The organism is Streptomyces sp. NPDC058663 (genome assembly GCF_042716745.1).
Classification (GTDB): domain Bacteria; phylum Actinomycetota; class Actinomycetes; order Streptomycetales; family Streptomycetaceae; genus Streptomyces.
Genome location: NZ_JBHXRV010000056.1, coordinates 1 through 24,586 on the forward strand (window position 1 = coordinate 1; position 24,586 = coordinate 24,586).

20 protein-coding genes are annotated in these 24,586 nt (G+C 73.1%); 10 read left to right on the plus strand and 10 right to left on the minus strand.

Going from position 1 to position 24,586, the window contains the following annotated elements:
• Positions 1-169 precede the first annotated feature (169 nt).
• Positions 170-904: a spermidine synthase gene (locus tag ACFWVV_RS31655; protein ID WP_384345386.1), complete on the plus strand. Its 735-nt coding sequence runs from the start codon at positions 170-172 to the stop codon at positions 902-904.
• 187 nt (positions 905-1,091) lie between these two features.
• Here the strand turns inward: ACFWVV_RS31655 and ACFWVV_RS31660 are convergent, their stop codons facing one another.
• Positions 1,092-2,159 carry an MsnO8 family LLM class oxidoreductase gene (locus ACFWVV_RS31660; RefSeq protein ID WP_384345389.1) on the minus strand — a complete coding sequence of 356 codons (1,068 nt, stop codon included), beginning with the start codon at positions 2,157-2,159 and terminating at the stop codon, positions 1,092-1,094.
• 272 nt (positions 2,160-2,431) lie between these two features.
• Between ACFWVV_RS31660 and ACFWVV_RS31665 the strand changes: the two genes are divergently transcribed.
• Together ACFWVV_RS31665 and ACFWVV_RS31670 are read left to right on the plus strand one after the other, a co-directional pair.
• Positions 2,432-5,878 (plus strand): DNA polymerase III subunit alpha, encoded by a 3,447-nt coding sequence (locus ACFWVV_RS31665; RefSeq protein WP_384345392.1) that lies wholly within the window; start codon positions 2,432-2,434, stop codon positions 5,876-5,878.
• Positions 5,875-6,990 carry an ImpB/MucB/SamB family protein gene (locus ACFWVV_RS31670; protein ID WP_384345395.1) on the plus strand — a complete coding sequence of 372 codons (1,116 nt, stop codon included), beginning with the start codon at positions 5,875-5,877 and terminating at the stop codon, positions 6,988-6,990. The genes ACFWVV_RS31665 and ACFWVV_RS31670 overlap by 4 nt, the downstream gene beginning before the upstream one ends.
• Positions 6,991-7,061: 71 nt before the next feature.
• Here the strand turns inward: ACFWVV_RS31670 and ACFWVV_RS31675 are convergent, their stop codons facing one another.
• From ACFWVV_RS31675 to ACFWVV_RS31690, 4 genes are all read right to left on the minus strand, one after another.
• Entirely contained in the window at positions 7,062-8,444 is a 1,383-nt protein-coding gene (locus ACFWVV_RS31675) for an NAD(P)-binding domain-containing protein (protein ID WP_384345398.1), read from the minus strand.
• Positions 8,445-8,737: 293 nt separating this feature from the next.
• Positions 8,738-9,514 (minus strand): VOC family protein, encoded by a 777-nt coding sequence (locus tag ACFWVV_RS31680; protein WP_384345401.1) that lies wholly within the window; start codon positions 9,512-9,514, stop codon positions 8,738-8,740.
• Between the two features lie 158 nt (positions 9,515-9,672).
• On the minus strand, positions 9,673-10,779 hold the full coding sequence (arsB, locus tag ACFWVV_RS31685) for an ACR3 family arsenite efflux transporter (RefSeq protein WP_384345404.1): 1,107 nt from the start codon (positions 10,777-10,779) through the stop codon (positions 9,673-9,675).
• The gene (locus ACFWVV_RS31690) at positions 10,776-11,084 is read right to left on the minus strand and encodes an ArsR/SmtB family transcription factor (RefSeq protein WP_384345407.1); all 309 of its coding nucleotides are present in this window, start codon (positions 11,082-11,084) and stop codon (positions 10,776-10,778) included. Before ACFWVV_RS31690 ends, arsB begins: the two co-directional genes overlap by 4 nt.
• A 92-nt stretch (positions 11,085-11,176) precedes the next feature.
• Here ACFWVV_RS31690 and ACFWVV_RS31695 point away from each other — a divergent pair, with 92 nt between their 5' ends.
• Both ACFWVV_RS31695 and tpx read left to right on the plus strand, forming a co-directional pair.
• The gene (locus ACFWVV_RS31695) at positions 11,177-11,575 is read left to right on the plus strand and encodes an arsenate reductase ArsC (RefSeq protein WP_384345410.1); all 399 of its coding nucleotides are present in this window, start codon (positions 11,177-11,179) and stop codon (positions 11,573-11,575) included.
• Between the two features lie 189 nt (positions 11,576-11,764).
• Entirely contained in the window at positions 11,765-12,268 is a 504-nt protein-coding gene (tpx, locus tag ACFWVV_RS31700) for a thiol peroxidase (RefSeq protein ID WP_384345413.1), read from the plus strand.
• Between the two features lie 160 nt (positions 12,269-12,428).
• Here the strand turns inward: tpx and ACFWVV_RS31705 are convergent, their stop codons facing one another.
• Positions 12,429-14,108, minus strand: coding sequence for a CocE/NonD family hydrolase (locus ACFWVV_RS31705; protein WP_384345416.1), 1,680 nt, complete (start codon positions 14,106-14,108; stop codon positions 12,429-12,431).
• A gap of 105 nt (positions 14,109-14,213) precedes the next feature.
• Between ACFWVV_RS31705 and ACFWVV_RS31710 the strand changes: the two genes are divergently transcribed.
• The gene (locus tag ACFWVV_RS31710) at positions 14,214-15,122 is read left to right on the plus strand and encodes a TetR/AcrR family transcriptional regulator (RefSeq protein ID WP_384345418.1); all 909 of its coding nucleotides are present in this window, start codon (positions 14,214-14,216) and stop codon (positions 15,120-15,122) included.
• A 49-nt stretch (positions 15,123-15,171) separates the two neighbouring features.
• Here ACFWVV_RS31710 and ACFWVV_RS31715 read toward each other — a convergent pair whose 3' ends face one another.
• Positions 15,172-16,590, minus strand: coding sequence for an amidase (locus ACFWVV_RS31715; RefSeq protein ID WP_384345421.1), 1,419 nt, complete (start codon positions 16,588-16,590; stop codon positions 15,172-15,174).
• Positions 16,591-16,722: 132 nt separating this feature from the next.
• Here ACFWVV_RS31715 and ACFWVV_RS31720 point away from each other — a divergent pair, with 132 nt between their 5' ends.
• Together ACFWVV_RS31720 and ACFWVV_RS31725 are read left to right on the plus strand one after the other, a co-directional pair.
• Positions 16,723-17,493 (plus strand): TetR family transcriptional regulator C-terminal domain-containing protein, encoded by a 771-nt coding sequence (locus ACFWVV_RS31720; protein WP_384345424.1) that lies wholly within the window; start codon positions 16,723-16,725, stop codon positions 17,491-17,493.
• A gap of 59 nt (positions 17,494-17,552) precedes the next feature.
• Positions 17,553-18,158 (plus strand): flavodoxin family protein, encoded by a 606-nt coding sequence (locus ACFWVV_RS31725; protein ID WP_384345426.1) that lies wholly within the window; start codon positions 17,553-17,555, stop codon positions 18,156-18,158.
• A 77-nt stretch (positions 18,159-18,235) separates the two neighbouring features.
• On the opposite strand, the gene ACFWVV_RS31730 is transcribed toward ACFWVV_RS31725, so the two are convergent.
• Complete coding sequence (locus ACFWVV_RS31730; RefSeq protein ID WP_384345429.1) at positions 18,236-19,267, minus strand: D-alanyl-D-alanine carboxypeptidase family protein; 1,032 nt, start codon at positions 19,265-19,267, stop codon at positions 18,236-18,238.
• A 357-nt stretch (positions 19,268-19,624) separates the two neighbouring features.
• On the opposite strand from ACFWVV_RS31730, the gene ACFWVV_RS31735 reads away from it, so the two are divergent.
• Positions 19,625-19,870 carry a chaplin gene (locus ACFWVV_RS31735; protein WP_384345431.1) on the plus strand — a complete coding sequence of 82 codons (246 nt, stop codon included), beginning with the start codon at positions 19,625-19,627 and terminating at the stop codon, positions 19,868-19,870.
• Positions 19,871-20,051: 181 nt separating this feature from the next.
• Here ACFWVV_RS31735 and argG read toward each other — a convergent pair whose 3' ends face one another.
• The gene (gene argG / locus ACFWVV_RS31740; protein WP_384345434.1) at positions 20,052-21,497 is read right to left on the minus strand and encodes an argininosuccinate synthase; all 1,446 of its coding nucleotides are present in this window, start codon (positions 21,495-21,497) and stop codon (positions 20,052-20,054) included.
• Between the two features lie 416 nt (positions 21,498-21,913).
• Here argG and ACFWVV_RS31745 point away from each other — a divergent pair, with 416 nt between their 5' ends.
• On the plus strand, positions 21,914-22,504 hold the full coding sequence (locus ACFWVV_RS31745) for a DNA-binding response regulator (protein WP_384345437.1): 591 nt from the start codon (positions 21,914-21,916) through the stop codon (positions 22,502-22,504).
• A gap of 6 nt (positions 22,505-22,510) precedes the next feature.
• On the opposite strand, the gene ACFWVV_RS31750 is transcribed toward ACFWVV_RS31745, so the two are convergent.
• Positions 22,511-24,526, minus strand: a complete 2,016-nt coding sequence (locus ACFWVV_RS31750; protein ID WP_384345440.1) for an ATP-binding cassette domain-containing protein — start codon at positions 24,524-24,526, stop codon at positions 22,511-22,513.
• Positions 24,527-24,586 lie beyond the last annotated feature (60 nt).

Genomic DNA, 24,586 nt, shown 5'->3' on the forward strand with positions numbered 1-24,586 from the left:
ACCAGCTCACCCCCCGCGCGGGCGGGACCGGGGCTTTACGCCCCCACCCCCGCAACCGGCTGAACAGCCCCTACATCATCGCCGCCTGCCGGCCCGGGGGTGCGGGGGCTCCGCCCCCGCCACCCCGGATCCCGGTCCCCAGCCCCAGACCCCGCGGAGAGGTGCACGGATGAGCGTCCGGTTCGAGGAGATCGACTGGCGGACGACGCCGATCGGCGAGATCAGCCTCAGACGCCGGCGGGACCCGTCGACGGGCGAGGACGTGTACGAGGTGAAGCTCGGCGACGAGTACCTGATGTCCAGCCTCTTCACGGCCGGCGAGATCGCCCTCACCCGGCTCGGCCTGGCGCCCTGGCCCCAGGACGCTCGACTGGACGTCGCCGTGGGCGGTCTGGGGCTCGGGTACACCGCGCGGGCGGCGCTGGACGACCCGCGGGTGTGCTCGCTGACCGTCGTCGACGCCCTCGCCGAAGTCATCGACTGGCACCGGCGCGGCCTGGTTCCCCTGGGGGCCGGTCTGGCCTCGGACACCCGCTGCCGGCTGGTCCATGGCGACTTCTTCGCGATGGCCGCCGACGAGAGCGGACTGGACCCGCAGCAGCCGGGGCGCCGGTTCCACGCCGTACTCCTGGACGTGGACCACTCGCCGCGCCATGTCCTGCACCCCCGGCACGCCGCCCTCTACCGGCCCGAAGGACTGCGCGCGCTCGCCGCGCACCTCCATCCGCACGGGGTCTTCGCCCTGTGGTCGAACGACCCGCCGGACGAGGAGTTCCACTCGGTACTCACGGCAGTCTTCCCCGAGGCCGAGGCGCACGTCGTCGACTTCGCCAACCCCTTGCAGGGCGGGACGGCGACCAACACCGTCTACGTGGCCCGCAAGCAGGCTGCTGCCCCGGCCTGACGGGTCACGGCCCCCGCGGACCTGAGGGCAGGAGGGGCGGCCGGGCGGTTACGCCCTGCCGCCCCTTTCGCGACAGCCGCCCGCGACGAGCGCGCGGAGGCGGTCGAGGGGTTCCCCGCCGGCGGCACCGGTGCCTCGGGTCCAGGCGACCGCGACGGTCGCGAGGAGCGCCTTGTGTCCTCCCGCCTCAGCCGGACGAACCGGCCCTGGCCGCGGCGGCCGGTGCGGCACCGAGGGCTCCGGCGAGCAGGGCGCGGGAGTGCGCGCGGGCCTGCGGGTCGGCGACGAGGTCCTGGACCATCACTTCCCGGACGCCGGTCGCCTCGGTCATCTGCTCGATCTGGTCCCGGACGGTGTCCGGGCTTCCCGCGAGCAGCCGGGGCCAGACGCCGTCCGCGATGACCGTGGGGGTGTCCTTCTCTGCCCGGGTCAGCTCGCGGGCGGCCACGTCCACGGTCGGCACGTCCGCGGAAGCCCCGGTGCGGGCCAGCCGGGCGAGGGTGGCCCGCGCCGACCAGCTCAGCCGCTGTGCCTCGGCGTCGGTGTCGGCCGCGACGGCGTGGACCGCCAGGACCGACCGGTCGCCGGCCATCCCCTCGGGGCCGCCGGCGAACCCCGCGCGATGGCGCAGCAGGGACCGGCGGGCCAGGTCCGGGTTGATGAAGCCGGCGAACGCGTACCCCAGGCCCAGCCGCCCGGCCAGCTCGGCGCTGGTGCCCGAGGAGCCGAGCAGCCACACCTCGGGCCGGGTCGGGATGCCGGCCGCCGGGTCGAGTTCCGCGAGGGGGTGGTCCGCCGGGAGGTCGCCGCGCAGGTGGCCGAGGACCTCCTGGACCTGGAGGGCGAACTCCCGGCTCTGGAGGGCGAAGTCGTCCGCCACCTGTGCGCGCCGGTCACGGCGCAGGGCGAGGTCGGCCACCGGTCCTGCGGTGGCGCGGCCCAGCCCCAGGTCGATACGGCCGGGTGCCAGGGCTTCGAGCTGGAGGAAGGTCTCGGCGACCTTGAACGGGCTGTAGTGGTTGAGCAGCACCGCGCCGGAACCCACCCGGATGCGCTCCGTGGCGCGCGCGGCCAGGGCGATCAGGATCTCGGGGGCCTGGGACGCCAGGGAGGCGGTGTTGTGGTGCTCGGCGTACCAGATGCGGTGGTAGCCGAGGTCCTCCGCCTGCCGCGCGGCGGCCAGGGCCTCCTCCAGGGCCTGCGGCTTGTCGGTTCCCTGGGTGACGCCCGCCAGTTCGACGAGGGAGAGCTTCATGACGCGCGGGTCCTTGCTGCCGGACGGAGGGGCCGGCGGGAGGGGGCCGGAAAGAAAAAAAGCGGAGGCCGCTTCCGGTTTACCTCTCCAAAGATACGGAGGCATCCTCCATTTAGCCAACCACCAGCGATGGGGCGACAGACCCCTCCCCGGCTGAGCGCCGGCAGATGAATACGATCGCACGTTCGAATCCTGAGCTACAGTTATCGAACGAACGTACGATTGACCTATCGGGCAGCTGGTACGGAGGGGGCAAGTGAGGGAGGTGCGGCATGACGGGCTTCGCGCACCTGCACGTCGCGTCCGGTTACTCCCTGCGCTACGGCGCCTCGCACCCCGAGCAACTGGCCCGGCGGGCGGCTGAGCGGGGCATTGGGGAGCTCGCGCTCACCGACCGGGACACCGTCACCGGCGCCGTCCGGTTCGCCAGGGCCTGCGCGGCGGAAGGGGTCCGGCCGCTCTTCGGCATCGACCTCGCGGTGGAGGCCCTCGCACCCCCTCCCCCCGCCCAGCGGCGCCGCACCCCGGTCCGCGGCGGTGCGCACGTGGTCGAGCCGCCCCTGCGGTTCGCGCTGCTGGCGCAGAACCGGGCGGGATGGGCACGGCTGTGCCGCCTCACCTCGGCCGCCCACGCCCACGCCCCGGACGGGGCGCCCGTCGTGCCGTGGGAGGCGTTGCGGGAGTACGGCGGCTCCGGCCTGACAGTGCTGCTCGGCCCGCTCTCGGAGCCGGTCCGGGCACTGGCCGCGGGCAGGGAGGACGTCGCCATGAAGCTGCTGGCTCCGTGGCAGGAGATCTTCGGAAGCGGGGTACGGCTGGAGGCCGTTGCGCAGAAACGTTTCAGCATCGGCCCGGGATCCCTCCGGCTGGCCGCCCGCGCGCTGGCCCTGGCCGACCGCACCGGCGCCACGGCCGTGCTCTCGAACGCGGTGCGCTACGCCGACCCCGACCAGCACCGGCTCGCCGATGTCCTGGACGCGGCACGGCTGTTGCGACCCATCGACCGGCGCCGACTGGACAGCGGGCAGCGCTGGCTCAAGGACGGAGGAGCAATGACGGGCATCGCGCGGATGATCGCCGAGTCCGCCGGGGCCTCCCCCCGGCGGGCGGAGCGCCTGCTGGCGGACACCGCGGCCACGGCCGCCGCGTGCACCGTGGGACCGGCGGACCTGGGCCTCGGCGTGCCGCACTTCCCGGAACCTCAGGTGCTCGGAGCCGGGCCCGGGGCGGACGGCGCCGCGCAGCTGCTGCGCCGGCGGTGCGAGGCCGGGATGGCCCGGCGCGGCCTCGACCGCGACCCGGTCGCACTCGGCCGGCTGGACGAGGAGCTCACGGTGATCTCCCGGCTGCGCTACGACTCGTACTTCCTCGCCGTCGGCCAGGTCGTGACCGACATCCGGGAGAAGGGCATCCGGGTCTCCGCCCGCGGCTCGGGCGCCGGGTCGCTGGTCTGCCACACGCTGGGCATCGCCACCGCCAACCCCCTCGACCACCGCCTGCTGTTCGAACGCTTTCTGAGCGAGCGCCGGGCGTCACTCCCCGACATCGACATCGACGTGGAGTCCGCCAGAAGGCTGGAGTGCTACGACGCGGTCTTCGACCGGTTCGGCAAGGAGCGGGTGGCGGTCACCGCCATGCCCGAGACCTACCGGGCCCGCCGTGCCCTGCGCGACACCGGTCTGGCCCTGGGAATCGCTCCGGCGGAGGTCGACCGGATCGCCAAGAGCTTCCCCCACCTGCGGGCCTGCGACATCACCGGCGCCCTCGCCGAACTGCCGGAGCTGCGGCAGCTGTCGGCCGAGGCGCACAGGTACGGGCCGCTGTGGGAGCTCGCCGAGGGGCTCGACTCCCTGGTGCACGGCATGGCCATGCACCCCTGCGGCGTGGTCATCAGCGACGCGACGCTCCTGGACCGGCTGCCGGTGCAGCCCACCCCCCAGGGCGACTACCCCATGGCCATGGCGGCCAAGGAGGAGACCGAGGCGCTGGGCAACATCAAACTGGACATCCTGGGGGTGCGGATGCTGTCCTCCATGGCCCACGCGGTCACCGAGCTCGAACGCGTCACCGGCGACCGCGTCGACCTGGACGACCCCGACCAGGTGCCGCTCGACGACGTCTTCGCGTTCAAGCTCATCCAGGACAGCCAGACCCTGGGGATGTTCCAGCTGGAGTCGCCGGGACAGCAGGACCTGCTGTCCCGGCTGCAGCCCCGCGACCCGCAGGACGTCATCGCCGACATCAGTCTCTTCCGTCCGGGGCCGGTCGCCGGGGGCATGCCCGAGCGGTACATCGCCGCCCGCCACGGCGGCACCCCGGTCTACGCCCACCCCGACCTGGAGCCGGTGCTCGCCGACACCTACGGCGTGACCATCTGGCACGAGCAGATCATCGAGACGCTGTCGGTGCTGACCGGCTGCGACCGCGCCATGGCCGAGGTCGCCCGGCGGGCCCTCGGCGACAAGAACCGGCTGCCCAGGATCAAGGAGTGGTTCCACGGCCAGGCACGCGCCCGCGGTTACGACGCCGGGGTGCGCGACGAGGTGTGGCGGACCGTCGAGGCCTTCGGGGCGTACGGGTTCTGCCGCGCGCACGCGGTGGCCTTCGCCGTGCCCGCCCTGCAGAGTGCCTGGCTCAAGGCCCACCACCCTGCCTTCCTGCTGGCCGGGCTCCTCGAACACGACCCGGGCATGTGGCCCAAGCGCGTCCTGGTCGCCGACGCCCGCCGCCACGGTGTGCCCGTGCTGCCCATCGACGTCAACCACTCCGGGGCCAAGCACACCGTGGAGCGGACCGAAGGGGAGCGGTGGGGAGTGCGGCTGGCGTTGAGCGCCGTACGGGGAATGAGCGAGGAGGAGTGCGTACGGATCGAGGAGGGCCGGCCGTACGGATCCCTGTCGGACTTCTGGCAGCGGGCCCGCCCCAGCAGACCGGTCGCCGAACGCCTCGCGGAGGTCGGCGCCCTGCGCGGCCTCCACGACGGCCGGCTCACCCGGCGCGACCTGATGCTCCAGATCGCCGAACTCCACCGGCACTCCCGTACCCGGTCCGCGGGCGAGGGACAACTGCCCCTGGAGACGGCCGCCACCGGCGGGGAGGAGCCGAGCGGTCTGCCGGAACTGACCGGACGGGAGGCGCTGAGCGCGGAACTGAACACGCTCGGCATCGACGTCTCCAAGCACCTGATGGAGCATCACCACCGGCTGCTGCGGGAGATCGGCGCGACCGACTCGACGCACCTGGCCGGTCTGCGCGCCGGACAGCAGGTCCTGGTGGCCGGGGTACGGGCCTCCACCCAGACCCCGCCGATCGCCAGCGGTAAGCGGATCATCTTCGTCACCCTGGAGGACGGCGCGGGCCTGGTCGACCTGGCGTTCTTCGAGGACTCCCACCGGGACTGCGCGCACACCGTCTTCCACAGCGGTCTGCTGCTGGTCCGCGGCACGGTCCAGGTCCGCGGCACCCGCCGCACCGTCGTCGGCACCATGGCCTGGGACCTGGACAGGATCGCCGCCGCCCGCCGCGACGAAGGACCGGAGGCGGCCCTCGCCCTGCTCGGCGAGAGCCGCCCGCACCCGACCCCCGCCCAGCCCCGGCGCACCCTCGCCAACGGCACCACCGGCGCCCGCCTGCACCCGTACGCCGACCTCCAGCCGGCCGGGAGCCGGTCGGCCGACCTGAAGAAGTTCGGCTACACGAGCCCGGGGAGCGCGGGATGACCACACGCCGGCGGCACATCGCCCACCTCCATCTGCACGCCCCGCTGAGCGAGGAGCAGCTCGACGGGATCGTCGAGCTGCTGTCGGGCGTCACGCCCCATGTCCACGCGCTCCCGCCCTGCGCCGTGCAGCTCGACCTGACGTCCGCCCTCAGGTACTTCGACCTGTCGCCGTACGACGTCGTCCAGCTGGCGAAGATGCGGCTGAAGGCCCTCCACGGCATCGACTGCAGCGCCGGCCTCGCGGGCAACCGCATGCTGGCCGCCATGGCGGCGGACACGTCCGCACCGGGAGACACCACCTGGGTCACCGAGGAGCAGGCCGCCGCCTGGCTGCGCCCCCGCCCGGTCACCGCGCTGCCGGGCGTGGGCCGCAGTACGGCGGAAACGCTCACCAAGTACGGCCTGTACACCATCGGTCAGGTCGCCGACCTCCCCGCGCCGACCCTGCAGCGCCTGCTCGGCGCCGGTCAGGCGAGGCTGCTGGCCGAACGCGCCCGCGGCCTGGACCCCCGCCCTGTCGTGCCCAAGGAACCGGCGGCGCATCTGACGGCGGACGTGGTGCTCGACCGGGACTGTCTGGACCCGGTGCAGCACCACCGGGCGGTCCTGGAACTCGCCGAGCGGATCGGGCAGCGGCTGCGCGGCGAGAACCAGGTCACCAGCCGTCTCACCCTCACCGTGCGCTACGCCGACCGCAGTTCCACCACCCGCACGCGCGCACCGGCGGAACCCACCAGCCATTCGGCCGCCCTCACCGCGGACGCCCTGGGGCTCCTGGCCGGTCTCGGGCTGCAGCGTGCCAGGGTCAGGGCCTTCGCGCTGCGCGCCGACGGCTTGTCACCGGCCGACGGCGCCTACCGTCAGCTCTCCCTGAACCCCGGTGACGAACGCGCCCACGCCGTGGAGAAGGCGGCGGACAGGGCACGCCGGCGCTTCGGGCCGTGGGCGGTGTATCCGGCCGCACTGGCCACCACCTCACCCGCGGCCCGGGGAGCGGCTGCTCCCGTGGTCCGGGGAGCAGCTTCCTCCGCGGCCCGCGGAGCCGCGCGCGGTGCGACCAGAATCTTGAGCACGGAGCGGGCCGCCAGAGCGCCGAACCGCCGTCGGTAGGGCCGGGAGCACGGCACGGGGCCGCGACCGGCCCCCCGCTCCGGTCGCGGCCCCGCGGGAACCGGCCCCGGTCAGGCGCAGCAGCCGCCGGTCTGCGCGGGCTCCCCGGCGGCAGGTACGGCGCTACCGATCTGCACCGCAGCGGGTGCCGGGGCGCAGCAGCCGCCCTCCGCCCCTTGCGCTGCGGCGTCCTCGAAGAGTCCCGCGCCGCCGCAGACGCCGGTCTCGGGGAGGGTGAGCTCGACGCGGTCGGCGGACTCCAGGTCACCGGTGAGGGCGGCGGTGACGGAGCGGACCTGCTCGTATCCGGTCATGGCGAGGAAGGTGGGGGCGCGGCCGTAGGACTTCATGCCGACGAGGTGGACGCCGGATTCGGGGTGGGACAGTTCGCGGTGGCCGTGCGGGTAGACGGTGCCGCAGGAGTGCTGGTTGGGGTCGATCAGGGGGGCCAGTTCCACGGGTGCCTGGAGGCGCTCGTCCAGGCCGAGGCGGAGTTCGGACAGGAACGACAGGTCGGGGCGCAGACCGGTCAGGACGATGACCTCGTCGACCGGGTCGAGCCGGCGTCCGTCGTCCCCCACCAGGGTCACGCGCCCGTCGTCGCCGCGTTCGACGGCTTCCGTGCGGAAGCCGGTGACCGCGTCCGCGTACCCGTTGTCGACGGCCGCCTTCGCGGCCAGCCCCAGGGCGCCGCGGGCGGGGAGCTCGTCGGCGGCGCCCCCGCCGAAGGTGGAGCCGCTGATGCCCCGGCGCAGGATCCACACGGAGTGGGTGCCGGGCGCGTCCTTCGCGAGGTCGGCGAGCGAGGCGAGCGCGGTGAAGGCCGAGGCGCCGGAGCCGATGACGGCGGTGCGCTTTCCGGCGTACCGGGCGCGGACGGCGGGGTCCCCGAGGTCGGGGACGCGGTACGAGATACGGGCCGAGGCTGCGTGCTCGCCGAGGGCGGGGAGGCCGTCGCCGCCGATCGGGCCGGGGGTGGACCAGGTGCCGGAGGCGTCGATCACGGCCCGGGCGAGGACCCGCTCCTCCGTGCCGTCCGCGTGCCGGACACGGACGGTGAAGGGCTGCTGCTCGCGGTCGGCGTCGACGATGCGGTCCCGGCCGAGGCGGGAGACGCCGGTGACGGTGGCGCCGTAACGGACCTTGTCGCCCAGAGCGTCGGCGAGCGGCTGGAGGTACTTCTGCGCCCAGTCCGCGCCGGTGGGGCAGGTGGCGCCGTCGGGTGCGGTCCAGCCGGTGGGGAAGAGGAGCTTCTCGGCGGCCGGGTCCACGACCTCGGACCAGGTCGAGAACAGTCGTACGTGCCCCCACTCGCGCACCGCGCTGCCGGCCGCGGGGCCCGCCTCCAGGACCAGGAAGTCCGTACCGCGGCCGACGAGGTGGGCGGCGGCGGCCAGACCGGCGGGACCGGCTCCGATCACCACGACGGGCAGGGCGGCGGTGGGCGCGTTCACGATGACTCCCGAGTTGTTTCGACGTCTGTCGATGGCTTGCGCCGTCAGCATGCCATCTGCATTGATGAACGTCAACATAGACATTCGTCGAATCAAAGGGGGTGCGTGTCATCGCCGCACAGCAATCGAGGGGGCGGCCCGGCCGGGCACGGAACGCGCGGGCTGCCTTCTGGCACCCCTCCGGCCGGGCACGGAACGCGCGGGCCTTCTGGCCCCTCCGGCCGGGCGCAGAACGAGCGGGCTGCCTCCGGTCCCGCCCCGGCCGGACTTCTGCGGGGACTGCGGAGCCGGGGTCAGGCGGCGGGGCGGGGTGCGATGACCGCGAACGGAGCGCCGAAGGGGTCGGCGAGCCAGGCGATCCGGCCGACGTCGGGGACGTCCGAGGCCGCTACCAGCACGGAGCCGCCGTTCTCCTGGGCCCTGCTGACCGTGGCGTCGACGTCCGGCGAGTCGAAGTACGGCATCCAGCGGGGCTCCATGCCCTCCCGGGCCGCGGCGAGGCCGCCGAAGGTGGCGTCCTCCAGCTCTCCTTCTGCCGTGGAGAGCACGGTGTAGGCCATTTCCGGCACCGCCATCTCCTGGCTCCGCCAGCCGAACAGCGAGCGGTAGAAGGAGAGGGCGGCCGACGGGTCCGGGACGTGCAGTTCGACCCAGCACAGGGCGCCGCCCTCCGAGGTCGCCTCCAGGCCCTTGACCGCGGCGGACTGCCACACGGCGAAGTCGGCGCCGCCCGGGTCGGTGAGACAGGCCATCCGCCCGGCGTCCATGACATCGAACGCCTCGACCCGCACCGTGCCCCCGCCCTGCTCCACCGCCTTGGCCGTGGCATCCGCGTCGGGGGTCCGGAAGTAGACCGTCCAGGCCGGGCTCGCACCCTCCTCGGTGAGGGGCCCGAGGGCGGCGAGGGTCCTGCCGCCCTTCTGGAAGAAGCCGTAGCCGCCGGCGTCGGGCCCTGCGGACTGGAAGTCCCAGCCGAAGACGGCCCCGTAGAACCGGGCGGAGGCGGCGGTGTCGGGGCTGCCGAGATCGAGCCAATTGGGTGACCCGGTCACGAAATCGGTGCTGAGCATGCTGGGCTCTCCTTCGACGAATCCTCGCCGGGGCCACCCGCCGCGGACGCGGGGAGCGGGGCCCGGCCCCGGATTTCAGTCTTGCACCGGGCACCGGCATCCGCCGGTCCGGCGGATGCCCTCGGCGCACCTGACCCGGCGGTCGCCGGGGCCGCGCTTCAGTGCGTGGTGGTGCTCGTGGTGAGTGCGGCCGGGGCGAACTTCTTGCGCCAGGCCAGGGCCACGTACACGAGGGCGATCAGGACCGGTACCTCGATCAGCGGGCCGACGACACCGGAGAGGGCCTGCCCCGAGGTCACGCCGAAGGTGGCGATGGCGACGGCGATGGCCAGCTCGAAGTTGTTGCCCGCCGCCGTGAAGGCCAGCGTGGCGGTGCGGTCGTAGGCCAGGCCGATGGCCTTGCCCAGCAGGAAGGTGCCGAAGAACATGATCGCGAAGTAGACGAGCAGCGGCAGGGCGATGCGGACGACGTCCAACGGCTGCGAGGTGATCGTCTTCCCCTGGAGCGCGAAGAGGATGACGATCGTGAAGAGCAGGCCGTAGAGCGCCCAGGGGCCGATCCTCGGCAGGAACCCCGCCTCATAGGACTCGCGCCCCATCCTCTTCTCACCCAGACGGCGGGTGAGGAACCCTGCGAGCAGCGGTACCCCCAGGAAGATGACGACATTGAGGGCGATCTTCCACATGGAGATGTCCAGCGTCTCGCCCTCGCCCAGTCCGAGCCAGCCGGGCAGCAGGTCGAGGTAGAGCCAGCCGAGCAGGCCGAACGCGACGACCTGGAAGACCGAGTTGAGGGCGACCAGGACGGCGGCGGCCTCACGGTCGCCGCAGGCGAGGTCGTTCCAGATGATGACCATGGCGATGCAGCGGGCCAGGCCGACGATGATCAGGCCGGTGCGGTACTCGGGCAGGTCGGGCAGGAAGATCCAGGCCAGCGCGAACATGACGGCAGGACCGACGATCCAGTTGACGACCAGCGAGGAGACCATCAGTTTGCGGTCGCCGGTGACCGCGTCGAGCTTGTCGTAGCGGACCTTGGCCAGGACCGGGTACATCATGATCAGCAGCCCGACGGCGATGGGCAGCGAGATGCCACCGATCTCCATCTTCGCCAGTGCGTCGTTCAGCCCCGGGATCAGTCTGCCAAGGCCCAGGCCCAGCGCCATGGCCAGGAGGATCCAGACGGCGAGGAAGCGGTCCAGGGTGGACAGCTTCCTGACGACCGAGGATTCCCCGGCCGTCGCGGGTGCTTGCGTGGGGGTCACGGACAGGCCCTCTTGTTCTCGGCGGCGGTACGGGCGGAGTCGGCCAGGTCGGCGAACTGGCCCGCGAGCTGGGCGATGACGTCCGGGCGCAGCTTGTAGTAGGTGAAGCGCCCGCACGGTTCGGTCTCCACGACCCCGGCATCCCGCAGCACCTTCAGGTGGTTGGAGAGGTTGGTCTGCTTGGCGCCGGTCTCCTCCACCAGGTGGGTGGTGCACAGCGTCTCGCGGGCGAGCAGGGTCACGATCCGCAGGCGGAGCGGATCGGCCAGCACCCGGATCAGTTCAGTGTCGACTGACGTCATCATGCGCTGATACTGTCACATCAGCGGTCACTGACGCCATCAGGTGCTGATATCACTCGCCCCTGATTCGAGTTTGAGATGAGAGAGACCTCCTGATGTCCGAGAAGCCCTCTGTGCTGTTCGTCTGTGTCCACAACGCCGGCCGTTCCCAGATGGCCGCCGCGTGGCTGACCCACCTCGCAGGGGACCGCGTCGAGGTCCGCTCCGCGGGCTCGGACCCGGGCGACGCGGTGAACCCCGCCGCCGTCGAGGCGATGGCCGAGGTCGGCATCGACATCTCCGCCGAGACCCCGAAGATCCTCACCGTCGACGCGGTCCGGGAGTCCGACGTCTGCATCACGATGGGCTGCGGCGACACCTGCCCCGTCTTCCCCGGCAAGCGATACCTGGACTGGAAGCTGGAAGACCCGGCCGGTCAGGGAGTCGAGGCGGTGCGCCCGATCCGCGACGAGATCAAGGTGATGGTCGAGGGGCTGATCGCGGAGATCGCCTGATCCCGGAGTCGTGGGATCACCGAGGTCGTGGGATCACCGGGCCCGCCGGTCCGGGAGAACGCGGAGATCGCGCGCCGAACACGTACCCGCACGCCGGGGGCGGATCACGGGGGGCGATCATGGGGGCTGCGGGCCGGTCGTACTTCTCGTACGGCCGGCTGTTATTTCTCTCTACCGATGGAGGTCCGCATGACTGGGACAGTGAACTTCAAGGGCGGCCCGGTGTCCGTCAACGGCACGTTCGTGCAGGTCGGCGCCACGGCTCCGGACTTCACCCTGGTGGGCAAGGACCTGGGCGAGGTCACCCTGGCGGACTTCGCCGGGAAGAAGAAGGTCCTCAACATATTCCCGAGCATCGACACCGGCACCTGCGCCACGTCGGTCCGCACCTTCAACGAGCGGGCCGCGGGCCTGGAGAACACCGCGGTGCTGTGCGTCTCGGCGGACCTGCCGTTCGCCCAGGGCCGCTTCTGCGGTGCCGAGGGCCTGGAGAACGTCACCACCCTCTCCACCTTCCGCAGCGCCGACTTCCGCAAGGACTACGGTGTCGACCTCGTCAGCGGCCCGCTCGCGGGTCTGAACACGCGTGCCGTCGTCGTCCTGGACGAGGACAACAAGGTCCTCCACGCCGAGCTGGTCGGCGAGATCACCGAGGAGCCCGACTACGACACCGCTCTCGCGGCCGTGAAGTAGTCCCGCACGCACAGCAGCTCCCTTGTCGCTCCCTTGTCGCGATGACACCGTGACGCCCCCGCGAGACCGCGCGTACGCCCGGCCGGCCTGTGCACCCGCAGGCCGGCCGGGCGTCGCCCGTTCCACCGCGGCGTCTCCCCGCGGTTGGTGCCTCGCGGCGTTACGGGAGGACCAGCGCCGAGCCCGCGTGCACGGTGAGCCGTACCGGTACCAGGGCGGTGGCCGTCGCGGGCGGTTCCCCGGTGCCGGTGCCGCGGGCGTAGCGGGGGTGGGCGCCACCGCTGACCTGGAGCCGTATCCGGTGCCCGGGGGCGAAGCGGTGGGCGGTGGAGCCCAGCGCCACCTCGGTGTACTCCTGTGCGGTGCGGACCGCGGCGATGCCGTCGCAGATGTTGACCGAGCGGCCCTGTGCGTCGACGTCGCAGAGCCGGACGAAGACATCGGCGAATCCGGTGTCCGCGACGATCCGCAGCCGCGCGGAGACCGGCCCGAGGACCTCCAGGGGTGCGGTCAGCTCAGGACCGGTGAAGGTGAGCACGTCGCTCCGGGCCTCCAGCGCGGTGTTGTCGCGCGGCCCGGCGCCCCGCGACAGCAGGGCGCCGCCCACGGAGGGAGTCGGGTCGGCGGGGTCGTAACGGAAGGCCGCCAGAGGTTCCGTGTCCGAGGGTGCCCGGCGGACCAGCTGCCCGTCGGGGGCCGCGAACCAGGAGCGCGTACCGGCGTCTCCGCCCGCGACCGCCCCCTCGTCGGCCACCGTCCCCTCACCCCTGACGGGCGGCCATTCGTCGAGGTCGCGCCACTCCCCCGCCCCGCCGCCCCCGACGTGCACCCGTACCCGGGTGGGCCGCAGCCCGGAGGGGTCACCGCAGAGGTGGGCACGCAGCCACGCCAGCGTCTCGGCGAACACCACCGGCCAGCCCTCCTGGAGCGCGGAGGTGTGGGTCCACGGCCCGATGAGCAGCGCCCTCTCGCGGCCCGCCGCCCGGAGCCTGGCGTACTGCTCGAAGCCCTGGCCGGCCACCGCGTCGTACCACCCGGAGACCAGGGCGACGGGTACGGTCACCCGTTCGGCGGCCTCGGCGAGCGAGGCCCCCTTCCAGTACGGGTCCTGAGGGTCGGGGTGCGTCAGCACCTCGTCCAGCCAGGGAATCGTGCCCAGCGCACCGGCCTGGGCACCGCGCAGGGGCAGTGCGGTGGTGATCCGGCGCAGCTGCCGCTGGAGGCGCAGCACGGCCCCGACGAAGGCGACGACACCCCGGTGCTGGTACGTCATACCGGCCCCGACCAGGAGCGCGTTCTCCAGGTGGAGTGCGCCGTCGGTGTGGAACTCGGCGTGCAGGTCGTGCACCCCCACCTGTATCGCCATCGCCTTGAGCTCGGGGGGCGGGTCGAGGGCGAGGGCCCATTGCACGTAGCCGAGGTAGCTGGGTCCTGCCGTGCCCAGTACCCCGTTGAACCAGGGCTGTTCGCGCAGCCAGGCGACCGCGGCCTGCCCGTCGGCGGGCTCGTTGCGCCAGAGGTCGAAGGTGCCGCCGGAGCCACCGGTACCGCGGCAGCTCTGCAGCACGACGTGGAAGCCCTGCTCGGCGAAGAGCGTCCCGTACAGGGGTGACCACGGCACGCCCCGCCCGTACGGAGAGCGGACCAGCAGGGTGGGGAACTCCCCTGCCGCGCGCGGGAACCAGTGGTCGGTGAGCAGCGGGCTGCCGTCGGCGGCGGGCACCTCGATGCCCGGCTCCCAGCGGACTTCGTACTGCCCCGCCGGGAGCTTCCTGCGCCAGCTCGCCCGCATTGCGCGTGCGGCCAGGGGCGGCTTGCCGTGGGACGTGTGCATGGTCATGGGGATCCCCTCGCTAATTTCCGTACAGTGTACGAGAATAGGGGATGCTTGGATGGAGCCCACCGGAGAGCCGGGCCGAGCAGGAGCAAGAGGAGTGAGCACGCCATGCCCCACGCCGACGAATCCCTCACGAAGCCCGCCCCGGGGACCGACACGGAGCCCTGCGCGGGCACGGAACCGGACACCGAACCGGACAGTGCACCGGACACCAGGGCCGCGGGGCTTCCGGGCGGGACGGACGCGGATTCCGCCCCGGGCACCGACCCCCAGCGCCTCTGGCTGGGCTCCGGCACCTCCCGCTCCGGCCGGGGCCGCAAGCCGGCCTTCTCCCGGGGGGTGATCACGGCCGCGGCGGTCGCGCTGGCCGACGCGGAGGGCCTGGAGGCGGTGACCATGCGCCGGGTGGCCGCCGAGGTCGGAGCCGGGGTGATGTCCCTCTACAGCTACGCGCCCGACAAGGAGACCCTCCTGGAGCTGATGGTCGACCACGTCAGCGGGGAGCTGGCGCCGGCGGTGGAACCGTCGGGGGACTGGCGCGCCGACCTCAAGGCCATCGGGCACCTCCAGCGCGGCCTCATGCACCGCCACCCCTGGCTCCCGGCGGCACTCGGCACGCGCCGTTCGCTGGGCCCGCACTCCCTGGCCTTCCTGGAACACGCCCTGGCCGCGCTGCGTCCCACCGGACTGGACGGCGCCACGAAGCTCGAGGTCTTCAGCCAGCTGACCGGCTTCGTCGCCGCGTACGCCGGCCACGAGATCGCCCAGTCCGCCGCCACGACCGATCCCGGCCGCCTGGCCGCCGAGCTCCGCTACCTCGCCGCCGTCGCCGCCGACGGCCGTCACCCGGAACTCGCCGCGGCACTGGCCGCCCCCGCACGCCCCCAGTCGCCCGACGCCATGTTCACCCGCTTCCTGGACCGGCTGATCGACGGCCTCGACTCCGAGAGCCCGGGAGCGGTGGGTCCCGGCCCCACGAGTCCCGGCCCCGGCGCCCGCAACCCCGACGCCGGCTGACCCGCTCCGGCGAGGGGGAGCGGAGGCACGTGCCGGTGTTCGCCCCGCCTCAGCCGCGCGGGTCCAGTGGCGCGAGCACCCCCAGCCGGTCCTCGACGGCCTGGGCCGCGTCCAGGCACAGGTCCTCGCGGAACGCCCGTCCGACGATCTGCACGCCGGTGGGCAGCCCGTCGGCGGTCCCGGTCGGCACGGCCACCGCCGGCACCCCGACGAAGCTGGTCGCGCTGCACAGCCGCATCGCGGAGGCGACCCGGTCCCGGCCCGCCGGGTCCCGTGACTCGAGCCCCGGTTCGACGGGCGGCTCGGTGAAGGAGGGGCCGAGCAACAGCGGGTAGGCGTCCAGGAATTCGGCCCAGGAGCGGCGGATGTTCAGCCAGCTCCCCATCAGTTTCACCAGCTCGTCCGCGTCGGCAGGACGGGTCCGTTCCATGGCCATCGCGATGTACCGGTCACCGCCCTCGCCGAGCAGGGTGCGTACCGCCGGCCAGCTCGGGGCGAACTCGGTCAGGGTGATCCGCCCGTACGCGTCGAGCGCCTCCGCGAGCCGCGGCACGTCGGGCACCTCGCACACCTGGTACCCGGCGTCCCGCAGCGCGTCAGCGGCCCGCTCGACGGCCGCGCGCACCGTGGGGTGGACGCCCTGCCCGCCCGGGTCCGCCACGACGGCGACCTTCACCGGACCCGGCAGCGGATCCCCGTACAGCGGTACGGGCACGGCGCGGGGGTCGCGGGGGTCGGTGCCGGCCAGGACCTCGTACGCCAGCCGGAGATCGGCGACGGTGCGGGCCAACGGGCCGTCCACGACCAGGATCTGGGAGGCAGGCCCGGGGTCTTCGGGGCCCAGTACACGGTGGTCGGCGGGGAAGCGTCCGGTGGTCGGCTTCAGCGCGGCCACCCCGCAGAACTGGGCCGGGATGCGCACCGAACCGCCGGAGTCGTTGCCGAGGCCGAGCGCCGCCATGCCGGTGGCGACGGCCACCGCGTCGCCTCCGCTGGTGCCGCCGGGCGTCAGGCTCGCGTCCCACGGGTTGACCGTGTCGCCGTACAGCTCGCTGCGGGTGTGCATGCCCGCGAGGATCAGGGTGGGGAGGTTGGAGTGCCCGACGGGGATGGCCCCGGCGGCCCGCAGCCTGGCCACCGGGGGCGCGTCGGCCGCCGCCACCAGGCCGCGGAACCGGGGCACGCCGAAGGTCGTCGCCACGCCTTCGACGGGGGTGCTCTCCTTCACCGTGAACGGCACCCCGGCGAGCGGCCCCAGCTCCTCGCCCGCGGCCCGGCAGCGGTCCGTCGCCGCCGCGGCCTCCCGGGCGCGCCCGGCCAGGAGCTGGGTGACCGCGTTGACCCGGGGGTTGACCTCGGCGATCCGGTCGAGGTGGCTGTCGATCAGCTCGGCTGCCGACACCTCCCCGCCGCGCACCGCCTTCGCCTGCTCGGCCGCCGGCATCTTCCACAGGGCGTCGTCGTGCATGGTCCCGCCTCTCTCCTCACGTAGTGATGCGCTTGCATCGGTACGTGCCACCGCACCCCGGTATCCGATACGAGCGCATCGGATAAAGTGTGGGACCGAGCAGCACCCCGTACTCCAGGAAGGCGACCGGGCATGCCCAAGCAGGTGGATCACGCGGGGCGGCGCCGTCTCATCGCCGAGGCCGTCTGCCGGCTCGCCGACGAGCGCGGGCTGGAGGGGGTGACCCTGCGCGACGTCGCGTCGGCGGCCGAGGTGTCGATGGGTGCCGTCCAGCGCTGTTTCCGCACGAAGGAGGAAATGCTCGTCTTCGCACTCGGGCACGTCGGCGAGCGGATCGGTGAGCGGGTGCGGGCGAGCGTCGTACGGAGTCCGGCCCAGTCGGCGGGGACGGCGCTGGGCCACGCGGTCACCGAGGTGTCGCTGCTGCGTGCGGAGCACCGGGCCGAAGCCAGGGTCTGGCTCGCCTTCGTGGCCCAGGCGGCGGTCAGCGAACCGCTCGCCAAGTCGCTGCGGGCGAATTACGCGGACCTGGAGGAGATGTTCACCCGTCTGGTGGAGCAGGCGACGGGAATTCCGGAAGCGGGCACGCGGGAAGGTTCCGGAGCCGGGAGCGGGGCCGGAACAGAACCCGGAACGGGGAGCGACCTCGGAACCGGACCGGGGTCCGGTGCCGGGACCGACCCCGACCCCGGAACCGGAACCGACCCCAGAACCGGAACCGGAGCCAGAACCGGAGCCGACTCCGGACCCGGGGAAGCGGACCCGCGGCTGCGGGCCCGCACCCTCCTTGCCCTCGCGGACGGCCTCACCACCCACGTCCTCGTCGGCCATCTGACCGCGCCCCAGGCCCAGGACGTACTCCACGCACATCTGCACGGCCTCTGGGAGCGGCAGGCCCGGTAGCCGGCATCCGGGAGGCGGACGGCGGAATACGCCCCGCGGGCACGGCAGTTACCAGGACCATGACCACTGACGACAGGCCCGGCCGTTCCTTCCTCTTCGTTCTCGGCAGCTCGCGCGCCGACGCCAACACCGAGATCCTCTCCCGGGCGGCCGCCGCACAACTGCCCGCCGGATACACCCAGAACTGGGTGGACCTCAACCGGATCCCGCTGCCGGACTTCCAGGACGGCCGGCACGACACCGGCACCTGGACCGCCGGGGAGTCCGAGGAGATGCTGCGGGAGGCCACCCTCGCGGCAACCGATGTCGTCATCGCCTCGCCCCTGTACTGGTACACCGTCTCCGCGCAGACCAAGCGCTACCTCGACTACTGGTCGGGCTGGCTCACCGCGCCCGGCTCGGACTTCAAGGCACGGATGGCGGGCCGCCGGCTGTGGGCGGTGTCGGCCATGGCGCACCGCGAGCCGGAAGTGGCCGAGGGAATGCTCACCACCCTCCGCTACACGGCGGCGTACATGGGGATGGGCTTCGGCGGCGCGCTGCTCGGCAGTGCCTCCCGGCCGGGACAGATCCGGCAGGACGAGGAGGCGATGATCCGCGCGAAGACGTTCTTCCGGGGCGAGGCCCCGCTCGCCCGGTTCCCGTACGGGGAGGCCGCCGCCTGACGCACGTCACAGCCGCTGGGCCACCGCTTGCTGCACACCCCGTCCGCTGGGCCGCCGCCTGACGCACGTCACGCCCGCTAGTGGCGCGGCTGGTTGAGGGAACCGAGGACCCTGACGCGGCCGACCGACCTGAAGCCCCAGTCCAGGAGGGCGCGCGCCTCGCGGTAGACCGTGAGGCCGTCGCCCCGCTGAGGGTTGAGGACGGTGACGATCAGGGTCCGGTCGCCGCGCCTGGCGGCGGCGATGAGGGTGTTGCCCGCCTTGCTGGTGTAGCCGTTCTTGATGCCGATCAGACCGCGGTAGCGGGTGATGCCGTCGGCGCCGGTGAGCAGCCGGTTGGTGTTGCGGATGGGATACGAGGAGAGGTGGCTGCCGTCGGCGCGCGTGCGGCTGGGGAAGCGGGCCCGGGCGGTCGCGGCGAACTTCTCGAACTGGGCGTTCTCCAGCCCGGCCCGGCCGATGAGTGCCAGGTCGTACGCGGAGGAGTACTGGCCCTTGGCGTCGTAGCCGTCGGCGGTGACGACCCGGGTGTCGCGGGCGCCCAGGGCGCGGGCCTTCGCCTGCATCTGGGCGACGGTGGACTTCCAGCCGCCGTTCATGGCCGCGAGTACGTGCACGGCGTCGTTGCCGGACCGCAGGAAGGCGCCCCGCCACAGGTCGGCCGCCCGGTAGACCCGCCCCGCCCTGACCCCGACGACGCTGCTGCCGCTGCCGACCCCGGCCAGGTCCGACGTGGTGACCCTGCGCAGGGCGCTGCCGGGAACGCGGGGCAGGGCGGTCACGGCGAACAGTGCCTTGAGGGTGCTGGCGGGCGGCAGCCTGCGGTGCGGCCGGTGCGCCGCGATGACGTCGCCGGTACGTACGTCCGCGACGATCCAGGCCAGAGCGGACACGGCACGGCCGGCGAGCACGGCGGAGGTCCCGGAGGTGTCGGAAGCGTCGGAGGCGTCGGAAGCGAGGGACGCAGGGGCGGGCGCGGGCGCGGCTGCTGCCGGTGCCGCCAGTAACCCGCCGGAGGCCGGCAGCAGGAGCAGCAGGGCGGCGGTCGTGGCGAGCGCAGTGGTGACGGCTCGCCAGGATGCGTGGCCAGGCGCGGAGGTGACGGTCATTCGGCCACGGTAGGCACGGCCCGGGGAATCGGCCGACCGGTATTGCGCCACCTGGATCACGGGGCCGAAAGTCGGGTGCGACAACCGGACCGCCGGGCGCCGGGCCGGACGGGGGTGCGGGCACGGGGGCGGCGCACCGGCAGCGGCACGGAACCGGAGGGTCGAACAGATCACCGACAGCCGACCGGGGCGCCACCGCTCCATGCAACTACCGTCCACAAAGGGTCAGTTGACGGTCGACCGAAGCTCCTTCCTCAAGGCGGTCACTCAACGGCGTGTCCTCCGGGGTGCTTCGGCCGTTCTTGCCTGTGTGCTGCGGCTGGCTGGCCGCAGGAATATCCAGTGAGGAACATCCCCATGAGCAAGCTCCACAAGGCCGTTGCCGTCACGATGATCGCCGGCGGCATGATCGCCGCGGGTGCCGGTGCCGCCGCCGCCCACAGCGGTGCGGACGCCCACGGCGTGGCCACCAACTCCCCCGGTGTCGGCTCCGGCAACCTGGTCCAGGTCCCGGTCCACGTCCCCGTGAACGCGAGCGGCAACTCGGTGAACGTCATCGGCCTGCTGAACCCGGCCTTCGGCAACCAGGCGCCGAACGTCTGATCCGGCTCACCCGCACGGCCCGCGTGACGCGCGGACCCGGCTGAGCGCATACGAGTGGAGGGCCTCCCGGCAGCCAACCGGGAGGCCCTCCGCTCGTTCCGTCCCCGGGGCGGCAGCCACCTTCCGGCCCCGGGATCCGTCCACGTCCCCGTCGCCCACCAGGTCCGCGTCCGCTCAGTGTCTAGTCGGTGCCGAACTCCATCGCGGCGCGGTCCAGCATCTGGTCGTCGTCGGAGACCTCGCCGCGCGAGGCGATCGCTTCGGCGCCGCCCTCCGGCATGCTGCCGATCAGGCCGGTCGCGGCCGCCTGGGCGGCACCGATGGCGGGGTTGCTGGTGCCGATGAGGCCGAGCTCCGCGTACTGCTCCAGCTTGGCGCGGGAGTCGGCGATGTCGAGGTTGCGCATGGTGAGCTGGCCGATCCGGTCCACCGGGCCGAACGCCGAGTCCTCGGTCCGCTCCATGGACAGCTTGTCCGGGTGGTAACTGAACGCGGGGCCAGTGGTGTTGAGGATCGAGTAGTCCTCGCCGCGCCGCAGCCGCAGGGTCACCTCGCCGGTGACGGCCGCGCCGACCCAGCGCTGCAGCGACTCGCGGACCATCAGCGCCTGCGGGTCCAGCCAGCGGCCCTCGTACATGAGGCGGCCGAGCCGCCGGCCCTCGTTGTGGTACTGGGCGAGGGTGTCCTCGTTGTGGATGGCGTTGACGAGGCGTTCGTACGCGGCGTGCAGCAGGGCCATGCCGGGGGCCTCGTAGATGCCCCGGCTCTTGGCCTCGATGATGCGGTTCTCGATCTGGTCCGACATGCCCATGCCGTGCCGGCCGCCGATGGAGTTGGCCTCCATCACCAGGTCGACGGAGGAGCCGAACTCCTTGCCGTTGATGGTGACCGGGCGGCCCTGGTCGAAGCCGATCGTCACGTCCTCGGTGGCGATCTCGACGGACGGGTCCCAGAACCGTACGCCCATGATCGGGTTGACGGTCTCGACGCCGGTGTCCAGGTGCTCCAGGGTCTTGGCCTCGTGGGTGGCGCCCCAGATGTTGGCGTCGGTGGAGTACGCCTTCTCCGTGCTGTCGCGGTACGGCAGCTCGTGGGCGAGCAGCCACTCCGACATCTCCTTGCGGCCGCCGAGCTCGGTGACGAAGTCCGCGTCGAGCCAGGGCTTGTAGATCCGCAGGTGCGGGTTGGCGAGCAGCCCGTAGCGGTAGAACCGCTCGATGTCGTTGCCCTTGAAGGTGGAGCCGTCGCCCCAGATCTGGACGTTGTCCTCCAGCATCGCCCGCACCAGGAGGGTGCCGGTGACGGCGCGGCCCAGCGGGGTGGTGTTGAAGTACGCCCGGCCGCCGGAGCGGATGTGGAACGCGCCGCAGGTCAGTGCGGCCAGCCCTTCCTCGACGAGCGCCGCCCGGCAGTCGACCAGGCGCGCGACCTCGGCACCGTAGGCCTTGGCACGGCCGGGCACCGAGGCGATGTCGGGCTCGTCGTACTGGCCGATGTCGGCGGTGTAGGTGCAGGGGACGGCACCCTTGTCGCGCATCCAGGCGACGGCGACGGAGGTGTCGAGACCGCCGGAGAAGGCGATGCCGACGCGCTCGCCGGCCGGAAGGGAAGTGAGGACCTTAGACATAGGAAGAGTATGCACAATCTCGCATGGTCATGCAAAGGGCGAGTTCCGGACGGGTGACACGGGCGGGTCTCACCGCCTCCGGTCCGGACGGGCCCCATGGACCGCTCACCCCTGCTCCGGGTACACCTCCCGGTCCGGGGCGCCTCCGCCAGTTCACACCCTGGCCCCGCAGCCGCACCCTCGCCGTCCAGCCCAGCGCGAACGGCAGCCCGCCCACCCCCGGCCCGTGGGCCCTGCCAGGGGCGGGCACGCGCCCCGCCCTCTCGCACACCTGTCCAGGGCGCACGGTGGCGCACAGTGATGACCCGCGAGCCCCCTGTGCTCCCCCCAGTTGTGGCGGGGAGCGGTATTCCGCCCCAACTTCGGGAACTGGTGCAGCGGTGTCCCCTTGGCACCCCACAGTGAGGGAGCGCAGCGTGATCCAAGTGCAAGTGGCGTGTGCGGCAGGCCTGTTCGGCTCGGCGCTGACGGCTCTGTTGCGGGCGGAGGGGGGTTTCGACGTGACGTGCGCACCTGCGGAAGCGGGCCCCGACCAGGTGTACCGGTCGCAGGTCCGGATCAGCGACGCGGAGGAGCTGGTGCCGACCACGGCCGGGGCCAAGCCTGCCGCCAAGCCGTCCGACGGCAGCCGATTACTCGTCCTGGCCGCCGCCCACCGGCCCGGCGTCCTCAGACGCGCCTTCGATGCGGGGGCGCTCGGCTACGTCGACCGGCAGGGCCCGCCCAGCCGCCTGGTGGAGGGCATACGCACGGTCGCCCGTGGCGAGCGCTACGTCGACATATCCCTGGCGGTCGGTCTGCTGCGGGCCACCGAAATACCGCTCACCCCCAGGGAGTTGAGCGTTCTCACGATCGCGGCCCAGGGTGCGTCCGTCGCGGAGATCGCCCATGTCCTGCACCTGTCCCGGGGCACCATCCGGAACTATCTGGCGGCGGCCATCCGCAAGGTGGGTGCTCGCAACCGGGTGGACGCGATACGCATCGCCAGGGGGGCGGGCTGGATGTGAAGGCCCTCAGGTGACGGCGGGCGCATCACCGCCGAGGGCGTTCTCGGCACTCCTGCGGTGCCAGTGGCCGGTCAGATCGCGGTACAGGGGGGAGGATTCCAGCAGTTGCGCGTGGGTGCCGGTCCGGGCGACGGTGCCGTCCAGCACCAGTATCCGGTCCGCGCGCAGGGCCGAGGACATCCGGTGGGCCACCACTACCAGGGTGCCCGGCCGGGCGGCCAGGGCGAGTTCGGCACGTTCCTCCGCCTCGGGGTCGAGATGGCAGGTGGCCTCGTCCAGGAGGAGCAGCGGGGCCGGTGCCAGATGCGCACGCCCCAGCGCGATCAACTGTCGCTCTCCTTGCGAGAGCTGTCCGGGTATGAGGAGTGCGTCCAGCCCTCCGATGCGGGCGACGAGGGGGCCGAGGCCGAGCGCGCCGACCGTGGCGGAGACCTGAGCGGCGGTCGCGTCCGGGTGGAGGTGGGTGAGGTTCTCGCGGACGGTGGCGGTGAACACGTACGCCTGCTGGGGGATGACCGCGCGCAGGCGGGCCAGTTCGACGGGGGTACGCCCTTCGACGGGCAGGCCCGCGAGAAACGCCTCGCCCCGGTCGGGCCGCAGCAGCCCGGCGAGCACGAGGGCCAGCGTGGACTTGCCGATGCCGCTGGGCCCCACCACCGCGAGGTGCTCACCGGCCGCGAGAACCAGTTCGAGGCCGTCCAGAACGGGCCTTGCCCCGGGACCGTGCGCGAACGTGACGTCGCGCAGCTCGGCTGCGGGAGGGGTGGCGGGCGGCGCGGGGAGGGATGCGGATATGGGCGCGGGCGCGGAGGCGGGGGCAGGCAGAGGGACCGGGGCAGGCGCTGCTCCGGACTTACGGTCCGGCCGGGGCCGGGGCTCGGGCTCGGGGAGGGGTGGCGGCGCCTGCTCCGGGATCTTGTCGAACCTCTCCAGGACCACCAGCAACCGCGTGCCCGCCGCACCCAGTGCCGTCATCAGCGTGTGCAGCGCGGGCAGCAGGGACTGTACGAGGTAGGTCAGCGCGCCCGTCAGGACACCGGCAGTGAGCCCCCGGTCCAGCAGCCACGGGGTCGCCAGGAGGAGGAGCAGCGGAGGGAGCTGGCCGGCGATGCCCAGGGCGAGCGTGCGCAGGGCGGACCAACGGGCCAGCACGTACGAGGCCCGGCGCGCGGTCCGGGCCGCTTCGGCCGCATGGGCCCCGACCTCCGCCCGCACTCCGCAGGCGGCCACGTCGCGCAGGCCCGCGCCCGCGTGCCGTACCCGTTCGGTGAACTCCTCGTCCGCGTCGAGGAAGGTCCGCTGGGCCGCGGCCATCGGACGCAGCGTCGCACCGAACAGCCCGAGCCCGAGCACCAGCGGAGGCAGCGCGACCAGCAGCAGCTCCGGAGCCAGCGCGAGCATCCCGCCCAGCGCTCCCACCGCCGTGAACACGAACGACCGCACGGTGAGTACCAGCCCGGCGAAACTGTCCCGGGCGATCTCGGTCTGGTGCGCCAGCCGCGAAACCGCGCTCCCGGAGCTCCAGGAGCGCACGGAGCCCCCAGAGCCCTTGAAACCCCCGGAGCGCGCGGAAGCCCGGGAGTCCGCTGAACCCCTGGAGCCCCGGGAGCCCCCGTAGCCCCGAGAGCCCTCGGAGTGCCCGGAGGCCACGGGCGCCCCAGCGGGTTGCCCCACGCCGGACTCCCCCGCACCCCCCGTGGCCCGCCACAGGGCCTGGTCGACGGCGCGGCGGACCAGGCCGTCCCGGAACGGTTCGACCAGCGCGGCGAGCTGGGCGAACACCCCGCGCGCCACCGGGCCGCCGGCAAGGATCGCCAGAGCCGCCACCGTCAGCCAGGCCGCTCCCACGCCGCCCCGCCCCGCCAGGAACCCCCGGTCCAGCGCCTGCGCCAAGCAGTAGCCGCCCAGGAAGGTCTGACCCGCCTCCACCAGCGACCATCCCGCGAGGCGCAGCAGCACCCCGCGCCGCCGCCCGAAGAAGCGCCGTGCCTCCGCGAGGCGCCCCGGCGCCCGCTCCCTCACCTCTCCCCCGCCCCTACCCGCACTCCCCGCTTGCCCGCCCGTACCCTTCGGCCCCCTCGC